We start from the raw sequence: 12302 nt of genomic DNA on the forward strand, positions 1-12302 counted from the left end.
TCAGGTCAGTTTATTTCGAAAGTGCGTGCGCAGAAGGATCGCGCCGAGATAGATCAGCAGGACCAGGCAGATGAGAACGACCGCCGTTCCATACTGCTGGGTCTGTGCTCCCGGCACGCTGGTCGAGAGAACATACAGATGGAAAGGAAGCGACATCACCGGCTCAAAGAGGTCCGGGCTGATGAACCGTTTGGAGAAGACCACCGCGGTGAACATGATCGGGGCGGTCTCTCCGGCGGCCCTCCCGATCGAAAGGATCGTGCCGGTCAGAATACCGGGCGCAGCGGAAGGAAGGACGACGTTTTTTATCGTCTGCCACCTGGTCGCCCCAAGACCGAACGATGCCTCACGAAGCGAGGGGGAAACGGACCTGAGCGCTTCTTCGGTCGTTTTGATGATCGTCGGCAGAATCATCAGGGCAAGACAGATCATACCGGCAAGGAGACAGACCCCCCATCCAAGGAAGATCACGAGGAAGGCAAACCCGAAGACGCCGAACACGATCGAAGGCGTGCCGGCGAGCAGATCATTTCCTGTCCGCAAAAGCCGGGTCAGGAACGTATCAGCCGAATACTCGTTCAGATAGACCGCGGCCCCTATCCCCACCGGCAGGGCGAGAAGGATCGCGCCGCCGACAAGCTGAAGGGTCCCGACGATCGCCGGGAAGATCCCGCCCTCGCGGCCGAGATCCCGGGGGGCAGTTGTCAGAAACTCCCATGATATCGCCGGAAGGCCGTGTATGAAGATGTCGGCGAGAATAATGATCAGCGTGGCGACAACAAGCGCCGTTCCTGCATAGATCACGCCAAACGCCGCACGTTCCGCAACTTTATGGGACGCGCGGTCCCGCAGAAGGAAATAGCCGGCGAGCAGCGCGGCCGCGAGAAGAGTCGGGCCGATCCCGAAGATCACGATGCCGGCCGTGAAGGCGATCAGCATGCCGCATATTATCAGGATCCGCCGGGCCGCTGCCGGCATCGAAACCAGCGGTCTGCCGGTTTTGATCCGTTTTGTGATCCAGACCGATATCAGGTTCACCCCGAGCGTGATCGCGAGCAGGACCGCGGCGACCCCGAAGAGGGCATAATAATGCATCGACCCGGACGCGACCTCAGCGAGTTCTATACCAAGGGTCGCGGTCAGCGTTCGGACCGGGGAGAGCACGTCCCAGATCGGGGACGGGATAACCGCCGCATTTCCTGCGACCATCATCACGGCCATCGTTTCGCCGATCGCCCGGCCCATACCGAGGATCACCGCCGCCGATATGCCGGACGCCGCCGCCGGAACAAGCACGCGGGAGATGGTCTGCCACCGGGTCGCCCCGAGACCTAAGGACGCCTCGTTATAATCCTTCGGGACCGCAAATAGAGCATCCTCCGAGACCGAAACGATCGTCGGAAGCGCCATGATGCCGAGAAGGATCGAGGCGGCCAGCCAGGAAAAACCGCTCGGCATATCCAGGGTCTGCTGAAGAAAACTGCACAGAACGATCATCCCGAAAAATCCGTACACCACAGACGGGATCCCGGCAAGCAGTTCTATTGCCGGCTTGACGATATCGCGGAGTTTTTGCGGCGCCAGATAAGCAAGAAACACCGCCGCCGTCAGACCAAGCGGGACGGCAAAAAGCATCGCGCCAAAGGTGACAAGCAGGGTGTCGATCAGAAGAGCGGCGATCCCAAACGAAGGAGTGCTCCCGGTCGGGTTCCAGTTGGTGCTGAAGAAAAATCCGGCAAAACCTGTTTCAAAAAAAATCGGGAGTGAGGTCAGGATAAGGTATCCGAGAATGAACACCACCGAAGAGGCGGCGACCAGAGCGGCTGCCAGCCATACTGATCGGATACCTTTCTCTCTCCATCCCGTTGTCAGCTGTGCGGTCATACGGTTACAGGAACAAATCCGTTGTCTGCGATGATCTTCTGACCTTCGGGCGATAGGATGAATGAAAGGAACTTCTTTGCAAGTCCGTCCGGTTCACCGTTCGTGATCATCAGAAGCGGGCGGTTAATCGTATAACTGCCGTTGATCACGTTATCGACCGTTGCCTGCACGCCAGAGATCGAGAAGGCTTTTACCGTCTGATCGACATATTCCAGGGAGACATAGCCGATCGCGCCCGGGGTCTGGGCGACTGCCTTCTGCACAGCGCCGTTGGAGCTGTACTCCTGCATCGTCTTTGCCGCATCCTCCTTTTTCAGCACGAACTCGGTGAAGAACTCGCGGGTGCCCGAAGCACTGTCGCGGCCGATCAGAACGATCGAAAGATCCTTGCCGCCGACCTCTTTCCAGTTGGTGATCTTCCCCTGATAGATGTCTTTGATCTGTGCTGCTGTCAGGTCTGAGACGGTGTTTGACGGGTGGGCGATAACCGCAATACCGTCTCTCCCGATAACATACTCTTTCAGGCTGCTTCCCTCTTTTTCCGAGGACTTCAGATCGCGTGACAGCATGCCGATGTCAGCAGTTCCTTCCTTTGCAGCGGTCACGCCGACGCCTGATCCGCCGCCGCTGATCTGGATGTCGGCCGTCGTGTGCTCATCCATATAGACATCGGCAACGATCTGGGCGACCGGCAGGACGGTCGTGGATCCGGCGATAGTGATGGTCTCCGGTTCTTCTCCCTGGCTCACACAGCCGGAAGCAAATACAAGGAACACAGCAAAAAGAAGGGCTGCGGCTCCAACAATACTCATGGTTTTTCTTTTCATAACCATAATCGGATTGAAGATTGGCAGATATAGTGATATTCGACATAGATTGAGTAAATCATGATGTGACTATATCCCCCCATGATTTCTATCGAACTATGATATCTCTATAGTTTTTCACAGAGATTAAATACCGGGCAGGTAAATATGTAATGAATGGAAATCCGGAAAGTTCAGATGACCGGCGGGTCATCGTATGTGCTGTCTCTCCCGAAAGCGTGGATACGTGAGAGAAATATTCAGAAAAACGACCCCCTCGGCGTGGTGTCCCAGGCCGACGGGACGCTCCTGATCACCCCGAATCTGCACAATGACAGCACTGCCCGGACAAAAGAGTTCGGACTCAAGGATTATCCCGACCCGACAACGCTTCTGCGTTCACTGATCGGCGCATACATCGCCGGATACACAACGATAAAGATAACATCCGCCGGCAGGATCCCGCCTAAAGTCCGGATGGTCGTTCGCAAGTTCACTCAGATGACGATCGGCCAGGAGGTCTCCGAGGAGACGGACAACAGTATCGTTCTCAAAGATATCCTCAATCCGACGGAGATGCCGTTTGAAAACACCATCCGCCGGATGTATGTGATCGTCAAAGGCATGCATGAGGACGCCCTCAACGCCCTCGAGCAGGGAAGACGCGATCTCGCCGAAGACGTCGTCGCCAGAGACACGGATGTCGACCGTCTTCACTGGCTGGTCCACCGGCAGTTTTCCCTGATCGTGGAAAATCCGTCCCTTTCTCTGAAGATGGGGATCACTCCCGCGATCGCCGCGACCTATTACCAGATCTCAAGGATAATCGAACGTGTCGGCGATCACACGGTCCTGATCGCCGAAGCGGCAGAGATCCTCATCGACAAAGGGGTCGACCGTATGCTGGTTGTGAAGCTGACGGAACTCAGCGAGTTTTCACTCGATATCTTCAATAAAAGCATCCAGGCCATCTACTCGGGCAGTATTCCCGGAGCAAATAAGATCATCACCGAAGTCGAGGAGATGGGACCGAAGTATCACGGCCTTGCTGATTCGATCCGCAAGATGCGGGTCCCCGAGGCGGTCGCCGTGACCCAGATAACGCAGAGTCTTCACCGGATCACGGAGTACAGCTCAGATATCGCCGAGATCCTGATCAACCGCATGGTGTCCCAGTAATTATGCTCGTCTCCGGTCTTCGGACCCGGTTTCGGGAAGAGGGGATCACCCCTTCGCTTGTTTTGGATTTTCAGCAGCATGTGATGGAGTTTTATGCGGCGAAGGGCCGGCATGATATGGAGTGGCGGCACACGGATGATCCGTATAAGATCCTGGTCTCCGAGGTCATGCTCCAGCAGACCCAGGTCCCGCGGGTCGCGGTGATCTATCCGAAGTTCATCGAGAAGTTTCCTGATATCTTCGCTCTCGCAAAGGCGGATCATGCGGATCTTCTCACGGTATGGCAGGGGATGGGGTACAACCGCCGGGCTTTGAATCTGCAGAAACTTGCCCGCGTTATCGCTGACGAATACGGCGGGAAGATCCCAAACGATCCGGCGGTCCTGCTGACCCTGCCGGGGATCGGGCCTGCCACTTCCTGTTCGATCGCGGCGTTCGCGTTCGACCGGCCGGTCGTGTTCATCGAGACGAATATCAGAAGAGTGTTCATCCATTATTTTTTCGAAGAGGACCAGGCAGTCGATGACCGCGAGCTTTTGCCCCTTGTCTCGGCCATGCTTCCGGCAAACTCCCGGGAGTGGTACTGGGCGCTGATGGATCTTGGAACAGCGCTGAAATCAGCGGTGAAAAATCCGAATCAGCGGAGCCGTCAGTATACTAAACAGAAGAGTTTCGAGGGGTCCGACCGGCAGATCCGGGGCGGGGTGCTGAAACGGATGCTTGATCAGAAAAGCGGGATGCCGGAGTTGTTTGCAGAAGAGATGGACGAGGATCCGGAGCGTGTCCGCCGGATAATGGATGCTATGGCCGGCGAAGGTTTTTTTGTCAGGGAAGAGGGGGAGATCTACCGGCTGAAGACCGGCCGGTGATCCCTGATCCTGATTTTTTACAGTGCACAAAACGGCGCGAGTTTTCGGATGAGGTTTTCCACCTGGACGGCCGCAAGACCGGCGTAGGTCTCGGGCTGGAGGAGTTTTTTGATCTCATCGGCGGAGACATACGCAGTGACTTCCGGTTTATCCGCAAGAAGGCCGGCGAGCGGTATTTTTGCGGCGAGGGCTTCCATACTTGCTTCGCGGATGATCTCGTGGGCTTCCTGGCGCTTCATTCCGCGTTTGGTGAGTTCGATCATCACGGATTCCGCGAGATTGATTCCGTGGAGGTAGCGAAGATTGCGGCTTACTGCTTCGGTGTTGATCGTCAGGTTTTCCACGACCCCGGTCATGACATGAAGACAGTGGTCGCAGAGGATGCTTGTCTCGGGGAAGGTGATCCGCTCGGCGGATGAGTTGGTGAGATCCCTTTCATCCCAGAGGGTGTTGTTCTGGAGGGCGGGTTCGACCATGCCGCGGACGATGCGGGCAAGACCGCAGACCTGTTCGCTTTTGATGGGGTTTCTTTTGTGGGGCATGGTGGATGAGCCGACCTGTTTTCTGGAGAAGTGTTCTTCGACTTCGCCGATCTCGGTTCTCTGGAGGGATCTGACTTCGATGCCGATCTTGTCCAGGGTGGTCGCGATGTTGGCGAGGAGGAAGATGTACTCGGCGTATCTGTCGCGGGAAATGACCTGGGAGGAGACGTCGACTGAGCCGATCCCAAGATACTTCATCATCTCGGCCTGTACTTCGATGCCGTGTTCGCCCATCGCCGCCATGGTTCCGACAGCGCCGGTCATCTGGCCGACGACGATCCGGGACCGGCTTTCCCGGAGCCGCTGGAGGTGCCGGGAGACTTCGGATGCCCAGATGGCGAACCGCAGTCCGTAGGTGGTAGGAACGCCGTGCTGACCATGGGTCCGGGCTATGCAGATGAGATTTTTGGTTTCCCCTGCGCGTTTCAACAGCACGCTCATCAGGGTGGCAAGTTTCTTTTCGAGCAGGTCAGAGGCTTCTTTGAGCTGGAGGCCGGTCGCGGTGTCGAGGATGTCGTTGGAGGTGGCGCCGTAATGGATCCAGCGTCCGGCATCCCCGCAGACTTCGGCGATGGCCCGGGTGATGGCCATAGTGTCGTGGCTGATCTCTGCTTCTATTTCTTTTGCACGGATGCGTGAGGCGGATCCGGCGTTTTTTTCGATGACCGCGGCATCTTCAGCGGGGATCATGCCTACGATGCTTTGGGCATGGGCAAGGGCGACCTCGGCCCGGACGATGCAGGCAAACCGGTTGTCCTCACTCCATACACGTTTCATTTCGGGAGTTCCGTACCGGAAGTCTATCGGATGTATTGCCATAGTTGATGTAGTATTGGTTTTCTTTGGTTATGAGTTTGTGTGGCGAATCGAGGGCGCAGCCGGCGATCTTAGCTGAGGCGGGGACCTTTAGGCCCCTTAGCGAAGCAAGTCGATAGACTTGCGACCAAATCTTTGATTTGCGAGTTTTCTCGCAGACCAGAGGTGAACGCACCTCTGCCGGCGAATTTTCTTTTCGTTAACACCTCTTTTTGTGAAATCAATATAATATGAAACAACAGAAAAACCCGCATGCTGGTGAGCGAAGCGAAATGGAGAGCAAACTGAAAGTTTGCGACGGGTTTTTCTCATGTGTCCACACCCAACCTTACCCTTCCTGAGTTGGATTAAGGATAAAACCGCGTAACTACTCTAAAAGAAAAAAAAGATTTATTCCATGTGGAGTGCGCTTTCCGGGCACTCATCCACACAGGTTTCACAGTCGACACATTCATCTGCGTTGATGACTGCTTTTTCATCGACAATTTCGATTGCTGCTGACGGGCAGATGTCCACACAGGTCGCGCATCCGGTACATTTTTCTTTATTTACTACTGCTGGCATGTTTGAATTTACCTCGTATAATTACCATATCTCTTATTCGAAGGGGAAATACATTTCGAGTTGCCGGGCATTAGAGCCCGAGGACCTCTTTCATAGTGTATAAACCAGGCGCCGCTGTCGGGGCCCATGCCGCAGCACGGATGGCCCCTCGTGCGAATACTGCCCTGTCATAGGCACGGTGGCTCAGCTCGATCGTCTCATAATTCTGATGGAACTGAACCGTGTGGTCCCCGACCACATCGCCGCCGCGGATCACATGCACGCCGATCTCGTTTTTCCGCTCGGTCATACCCTCGCGTCCGTACATCTCCTCGCGTTTGCCGACCTCCTCCTGGATCACCTTCAGGATCGTCTTCGCCGTTCCGCTTGGAGCGTCCTTCTTGTGCCGGTGGTGCGCCTCGATCACCTCGATATCGTAATCGCCCAGGCGGGAAGCCGCATCGCGGACAAGTTCCCAGAAAATGTTCACGCCGACACTGAAGTTCGTCGTTTTAACGACCGGGACATTCTTTATCGCGTCAAGCAGTTCTGCATCCTGCTCCGGCGTGAAACCCGTCGTGCCGATCACTAACGCCACGCCTTTTTTTGCGGCGATCTTTGCATTGACCATCGTCGCGGCTGCAATGGTGAAATCGATCATCACATCAGGTCTGATCTGATCGATGAATGCGGCAAGATTCTCGGAGGAAACAACCGGCTTTCCAAGCACCGTCCCTTCCCGGATATCCACGCCGCCGACAAACTCCAGATCCGGGTTCTCGATGACCATGTTTGCGATCATGGTCCCCATTCTGCCGAATGCCCCGCAGATGATGACCTTAGTCATACCGGGAAAGCACCTCGCGAAGTACTGCTGAATTTGCCTCGCCAAGTGAATCCAGGGGGAGACGGACGTTGCCTGACTTGATAAGACCGCGGATCTCTGCCGCACGCTTGACCGGTACCGGGTTCACTTCCATGAAAAGAGCCTTCGAAAGATCCATGAGCTCATAATGCTTCTGCATTGCTGACTTCACGTCAGAGCGCTTGAACATCTCATACATCTCGACCATGCGCTTTGGTTCGATGTTGGCCGTGACCGAGATACATCCGTGACCGCCGACCGAAAGCACCGGAAGCGTCAGGGAGTCGTCACCTGAGGTGAGGATGAACGGATAATCGCGTTCAAGATCCTTGGTCCCCTGGATGATCGCCATCATCTGATCAAGATTTCCGCTTGCTTCCTTTACCGCGACGATATTTGGAATGGTCTTGACCATCTCAATGATCAGATCGGCGGGCAGGTTCTGACCCGTCCGTCCGGGGATGTTGTACACAATCACCGGCAGACCGATATCTGCGACCTTTCGATAATGCTTCAGCAGGCCGGATCTGTTCGGCTTGTTGTAATACGGGCTGATAAGAAGTACGCCGTCTGCGCCGGACATCTTGGCAGCGCGGGTCATCAGAAGAGCTTCCTCAGTGTTGTTGGACCCGGTTCCTGCGATGGCAGGAATACGGTTGCCGGCTGCAGAAACGGTTTCCTCAATGACACGGATATGCTCGGCATGTGTCATCGTTGCCGATTCACCGGTCGAACCGCATGCAAGCAGCCCGTGAACACCTCCGCGGATGACATGCTCGATGCAGTTTCTCAAACCGTCAATGTCGAGCGACTGGGACGCATCTTCATTGAACGGTGTGATGAGTGCAGGAATTACACCTTCAAACATAGTACATTACCTTTTGGTTGAACGAGATGATGTATTTTGCGCAGTCCGGACATCCGGATCAGGGAGAAGCCGGCCGATCGCGTATTCGTCTGCACGAAAACATATCTTGTTGAACGGTCAAAGTATCATGAATGGAAGATGTCTATATTGCCCGTGCCGGAGCGCAGTCAAAGAGCAGAAACACCGGGAATAAGATAAAAGCTCTCTGCACGGCCGCCGGCCTTGCAAATATGGTGAACCCGGGAGATCTGACCGCGGTCAAAGTCCACTTCGGTGAAGAGGGAAACGACGCGTTTGTAAACCCGATCCATGTCGCTTCGGTCGTAAAAGAGATCGAAGCGATCGGAGCAGGCCCTTTTCTGACCGATACCAATACCCTGTACCTCGGCGGCAGGAGAAACGCCGTCGATCATGCAAAGACCGCGGCGCTCCACGGATTCTGCTATCCGGTCTTCGACTGCCCGGTCATCATCGCCGACGGACTCCGCGGACAGAGCTTCACGCCCGTAGATGTCTACGGAAAACATTTTGACTCAGTCAAGATCGCCTCCGATATCGTCTCTGCAGACAGTATGGTCGTCGTGTCCCACTTCAAAGGCCATGAGGCCGCGGGATTTGGGGGAGCATTGAAAAATCTCGGGATGGGCTGCGCCTCAAACGAGGGAAAACGCGAGCAGCACACCACACGGCCAATGGTCCTCGAGGACCGGTGCATCCTCTGCGGAGCCTGTATGAATGCCTGCCCGGAATTTTGCATCAGCGTTGCAGGCAGTTCGATTTCCATCGATCTTGAGCACTGTATCGGCTGTCTGATGTGCATGAACACCTGTCCGGAACATGCGATCGACCTCGACTGGCAGGATGACGGGGTCGTATTCGTCGAGCGGATGATCGAGTATGCCTCCGGAGCTGTTGGAAATAAGACCGGCAAGGCGTTTTACATCAACTTCTTAACCAACATCACCCCGCATTGTGACTGTACGCCGTGGAACGACATCCCGTTCGTTCCGGATATAGGGATCCTTGCCTCGATCGATCCGGTCGCTTTGGACAAGGCCTGTTATGACCTCGTGAACGCCGAAGAGGGCGTGTTCGGCAGCCTTCTCCCTGATCATCACCGACCGGGCGAGGAGAAGTTCACCCGGGTCTGGCCGGGAACCAGCCCGGAGCTGCAGATCTCGTATGCCGAAGAGATGGGTCTTGGCCGGGGCGAGTATCATCTGGTCGAGATCTGAGTCATTTTCAAGCGGGTTTTGTCCGGATCGATCCTACACATAATCTTATCAGTTTCAAAAATAAATTATGAAAACATCTATGGAAACACGGATCCGCCGAATCATTTTTGCTCTTGTCGTGACAGCGCTGATGCTCGGATCCCCCTATATTCCGTATTTGGGGGTTGTGGTCCTCGCTTTTGCCGCCGTCCTCTACTTCGCGGACAAAAGCCGGTATTTTGCGATCGGCGTCGGAGTGCTCGCCATCTTGTATCAGACCGGGCTCGTTCCCGTTTCCGCGCTGATCGGACCGCTGATGATGATCGTCTGGGGGGAGTATCTCCTCAAGATCTTCAGACATTTCAGTCATCCGCTGTTTCTTTACACGATCGGTTCTTCCGCGGCTCTTTTAGCGACGATGCTCTATACAAACGAGTTTCAGCCGCTTGTGGGCATCATCGCCGTGATCGTTCTTTTGATGCTTAGGAGCATCTTGAAAGACCGCGAGGACGGGTCGATGATAGGCCTTCTCGGGGTCGCGATGACCATCACGCTGTTTGAGGATCTGGAGTTCTTCGTTGATTACCAGACACTCGCTTTCGCGGTCGTTTTGTGTGCGGCGTTCGGCTACTTTGCCTACCGGGCGAAGACGATCGATATGAGCGGGGTCTTCACTGCGGTTTTGTTCGGCGTGATCCTCATCACCTTCGCCGGCGTGAACTGGTTCTTCGTTGTGATGCTGTTTTTCATTCTCGGGTCCCTGTTCACCAGGTTCCGGTATGCGGAAAAAGAGTTTCTGGGCGTTGCCGAGGGGAAAAAAGGCCGCCGCGGATATATGAACGCATTTGCGAATGCGGGAGTAGGGGTCTGCGGCGCCATACTTTACGGGATCACCGGAGACGTTATTTTTATCGCTCTGTTCCTTGGTTCTATTGCTACGGCCACGGCAGACACGCTTGCAAGCGAGATCGGTGTGACCGGAGGAACTCCGCGGATGATCACGACGCTGCGCCCGGTCCCGCCGGGAACAAACGGGGGGATCACTCTGAAAGGCGAACTTGCCTGCCTGTTCGGGGCGGCCCTCATCAGCATCCTCGCATTCATCCTCGGGGTGGCTCCCTGGTATGTCTGTCTGATCGGCGCGGCGGCAGGATTTATCGGCACGAATCTTGACAGTCTCTACGGTGCTCTGATCGAAAACAAGGGTTTTATCGGGAACTCCGGGACCAATCTCCTCGCCACGCTTTCGGGCGGGATTTTAGCCATGCTTGTCTGCCTGGCTTTGGTCGCGGCAGGTCTCGTCTGAGTTATCTGACGAAAAGATCGCCGCCGTGGGCATCGATCCCGACGACGACCGGAAGATCGGTCAGTTTGATCTCCCAGATTCCTTCTGCCATGCCGAGTTCCGAATAATGACAGCCGGCAAGCTCCATGCACGAAGCGGCAAGGGCGGCGCATCCTCCCGTGAAGGCAAAATAGACTGCTCTTCCCCGGAGTTCTTCACGAACGTTTGCGGACATCCCGCCTTTGCCGATCAGACCGCGGACACCTGCATCCAGCATGTGCTTTGTGAGATCGTTCATCCGTGCGGATGTGGTCGGGCCGGCGGCGACGACTTTATTCTGTGCTTCGTCGATGACCGGACCGCAGTGATAGATGACCGCTCCTTTCGGATCAAAGGGAAAGCCCTCTTCTCTGATTTTGAGGTGGGCTTCATCCCGTGCGGTGTAGATGATCCCGGAAAGGAGGACCCGGTCGCCGGCGCGGAGATCGAGCACCTCGTCGCCAAGGGGGGTCGTAAGCCGGATCATAGTTCCACCTCGACGACGCCGCGTCTTGAACACCAGCACTGGATATTTACGGCGATTGGGAGCGAAGCGGTGTGGCATGCCCCTTCTTTTACCTTGACGGCAAGACAGGTCGTGTCGCCGCCAAGTCCCATAACGCCGATGCCGAGCTGATTGATCGAATCGCATATCTTCTGTTCGAAGGCGGTCATGCTGTTTATCGGCGAGAGGAGCGCCTCTTTTGCAAAGGACGCGGCCGAGTCGAAGGTCCCGCCGATCCCGACCCCCACAACTATCGGAGGACACGGACGTGAGCCCGCATCTCTGACGACGGATCTCACAAACTCCGGGATCTTTTCAACCTCAGAGGGGAGCATCATTCTGATCTGGGACATGTTTTCCGAACCTGCTCCTTTGGGGAATACGGTGACCCGAAGTGTATCTCCCGGAATTATATGTATTGTCGGGATCCCAATCCCGGTATTGTCGCCTGAATTTTTCCGGGTGAGGGGATGGACCGCGTTTGGCCGGAGAGGAACGGATTTTGTTGCGAGACGGATCCCTTCGCTTACGGCATCATAGAGCTTCGTTGAAAGCGGGACCGTTTCGGGAATGGTCAGGTAGATGACGAAGACCCCGGTGTCCTGACAGATGGGGATGTTTTTTTCCCGGGCGATCTGGAGATTGGCGAAGATATTTTCAAACTCGCCGCGTGCGGTCGGGTTGGTTTCTTTATTGTATGCAGTATGCAGCGCTTCCTCCACATCGGGCGGAAGGATCGTCTCGGCCTGGCGGATCGCCTGTTCCACGGCGGATGCAAGACGGTTGTAGAGGGGGTCCATGGTATATCTGTTTAGATGAGATAAGGATTAATGGTTTTCATTAAAAAAAGAGGCAGGACGTCGGATTCGTGTATGGGGTTTTGCGGG

At 55.5% G+C, this 12302-nt stretch carries 12 protein-coding genes; 4 read left to right on the forward strand and 8 right to left on the reverse strand.

What is annotated here, in order from left to right; translation table 11 throughout:
• Both pstA and EYA77_RS02260 read right to left on the reverse strand, forming a co-directional pair.
• A complete protein-coding gene (gene pstA, locus EYA77_RS02255) occupies positions 1-1884 on the reverse strand; it encodes a phosphate ABC transporter permease PstA (protein ID WP_167815744.1) in 1884 nt (627 codons plus the stop codon).
• Positions 1881-2717, reverse strand: coding sequence for a phosphate ABC transporter substrate-binding protein (locus EYA77_RS02260; RefSeq protein ID WP_167815745.1), 837 nt, complete (start codon positions 2715-2717; stop codon positions 1881-1883). The genes pstA and EYA77_RS02260 overlap by 4 nt, the downstream gene beginning before the upstream one ends.
• 150 nt (positions 2718-2867) lie before the next feature.
• Between EYA77_RS02260 and EYA77_RS02265 the strand changes: the two genes are divergently transcribed.
• Complete coding sequence (locus EYA77_RS02265) at positions 2868-3869, forward strand: phosphate uptake regulator PhoU (RefSeq protein WP_042700578.1); 1002 nt, start codon at positions 2868-2870, stop codon at positions 3867-3869.
• A gap of 2 nt (positions 3870-3871) precedes the next feature.
• Positions 3872-4738 carry an A/G-specific adenine glycosylase gene (locus EYA77_RS02270; protein ID WP_167815746.1) on the forward strand — a complete coding sequence of 289 codons (867 nt, stop codon included), beginning with the start codon at positions 3872-3874 and terminating at the stop codon, positions 4736-4738.
• Positions 4739-4755: 17 nt separating this feature from the next.
• Here the strand turns inward: EYA77_RS02270 and purB are convergent, their stop codons facing one another.
• The 4 genes from purB to dapA form a co-directional block, all read right to left on the reverse strand.
• Positions 4756-6099 (reverse strand): adenylosuccinate lyase, encoded by a 1344-nt coding sequence (gene purB, locus EYA77_RS02275; protein WP_095641931.1) that lies wholly within the window; start codon positions 6097-6099, stop codon positions 4756-4758.
• 387 nt (positions 6100-6486) lie between these two features.
• The gene (locus EYA77_RS02280) at positions 6487-6660 is read right to left on the reverse strand and encodes a 4Fe-4S binding protein (RefSeq protein WP_042700585.1); all 174 of its coding nucleotides are present in this window, start codon (positions 6658-6660) and stop codon (positions 6487-6489) included.
• A gap of 70 nt (positions 6661-6730) precedes the next feature.
• Entirely contained in the window at positions 6731-7486 is a 756-nt protein-coding gene (dapB, locus tag EYA77_RS02285; protein WP_095641930.1) for a 4-hydroxy-tetrahydrodipicolinate reductase, read from the reverse strand.
• Entirely contained in the window at positions 7479-8372 is an 894-nt protein-coding gene (dapA, locus tag EYA77_RS02290) for a 4-hydroxy-tetrahydrodipicolinate synthase (protein WP_042700590.1), read from the reverse strand. Before dapA ends, dapB begins: the two co-directional genes overlap by 8 nt.
• Before the next feature lie 131 nt (positions 8373-8503).
• Between dapA and EYA77_RS02295 the strand changes: the two genes are divergently transcribed.
• Positions 8504-9607, forward strand: coding sequence for a DUF362 domain-containing protein (locus EYA77_RS02295; RefSeq protein WP_042700593.1), 1104 nt, complete (start codon positions 8504-8506; stop codon positions 9605-9607).
• A 67-nt stretch (positions 9608-9674) separates the two neighbouring features.
• Positions 9675-10892, forward strand: coding sequence for a TIGR00297 family protein (locus EYA77_RS02300; protein ID WP_209314986.1), 1218 nt, complete (start codon positions 9675-9677; stop codon positions 10890-10892).
• Position 10893: 1 nt separating this feature from the next.
• On the opposite strand, the gene EYA77_RS02305 is transcribed toward EYA77_RS02300, so the two are convergent.
• Both EYA77_RS02305 and EYA77_RS02310 read right to left on the reverse strand, forming a co-directional pair.
• Complete coding sequence (locus tag EYA77_RS02305; RefSeq protein WP_167815748.1) at positions 10894-11397, reverse strand: FumA C-terminus/TtdB family hydratase beta subunit; 504 nt, start codon at positions 11395-11397, stop codon at positions 10894-10896.
• Positions 11394-12215: a fumarate hydratase gene (locus EYA77_RS02310; RefSeq protein WP_167815749.1), complete on the reverse strand. Its 822-nt coding sequence runs from the start codon at positions 12213-12215 to the stop codon at positions 11394-11396. The genes EYA77_RS02305 and EYA77_RS02310 overlap by 4 nt, the downstream gene beginning before the upstream one ends.
• Positions 12216-12302 lie beyond the last annotated feature (87 nt).

The organism is Methanocorpusculum sp. GPch4 (assembly GCF_012062385.1).
GTDB lineage: Archaea > Halobacteriota > Methanomicrobia > Methanomicrobiales > Methanocorpusculaceae > Methanocorpusculum > Methanocorpusculum parvum.

Bases quoted from the DNA above. Each gene is read 5' to 3' on its own strand.
- EYA77_RS02265 (WP_042700578.1), top strand. From the start codon at position 2,868: ATGGAAATCCGGAAAGTTCAGATGACCGGCGGGTCATCGTATGTGCTG.
- purB (WP_095641931.1), bottom strand. From the start codon at position 6,099: ATGGCAATACATCCGATAGACTTCCGGTACGGAACTCCCGAAATGAAA.
- EYA77_RS02260 (WP_167815745.1), bottom strand. From the start codon at position 2,717: ATGGTTATGAAAAGAAAAACCATGAGTATTGTTGGAGCCGCAGCCCTT.
- EYA77_RS02305 (WP_167815748.1), bottom strand. From the start codon at position 11,397: ATGATCCGGCTTACGACCCCCCTTGGCGACGAGGTGCTCGATCTCCGC.
- EYA77_RS02300 (WP_209314986.1), top strand. From the start codon at position 9,675: ATGAAAACATCTATGGAAACACGGATCCGCCGAATCATTTTTGCTCTT.
- dapA (WP_042700590.1), bottom strand. From the start codon at position 8,372: ATGTTTGAAGGTGTAATTCCTGCACTCATCACACCGTTCAATGAAGAT.
- EYA77_RS02295 (WP_042700593.1), top strand. From the start codon at position 8,504: ATGGAAGATGTCTATATTGCCCGTGCCGGAGCGCAGTCAAAGAGCAGA.
- pstA (WP_167815744.1), bottom strand. From the start codon at position 1,884: ATGACCGCACAGCTGACAACGGGATGGAGAGAGAAAGGTATCCGATCA.
- dapB (WP_095641930.1), bottom strand. From the start codon at position 7,486: ATGACTAAGGTCATCATCTGCGGGGCATTCGGCAGAATGGGGACCATG.
- EYA77_RS02310 (WP_167815749.1), bottom strand. From the start codon at position 12,215: ATGGACCCCCTCTACAACCGTCTTGCATCCGCCGTGGAACAGGCGATC.
- EYA77_RS02280 (WP_042700585.1), bottom strand. From the start codon at position 6,660: ATGCCAGCAGTAGTAAATAAAGAAAAATGTACCGGATGCGCGACCTGT.
- EYA77_RS02270 (WP_167815746.1), top strand. From the start codon at position 3,872: ATGCTCGTCTCCGGTCTTCGGACCCGGTTTCGGGAAGAGGGGATCACC.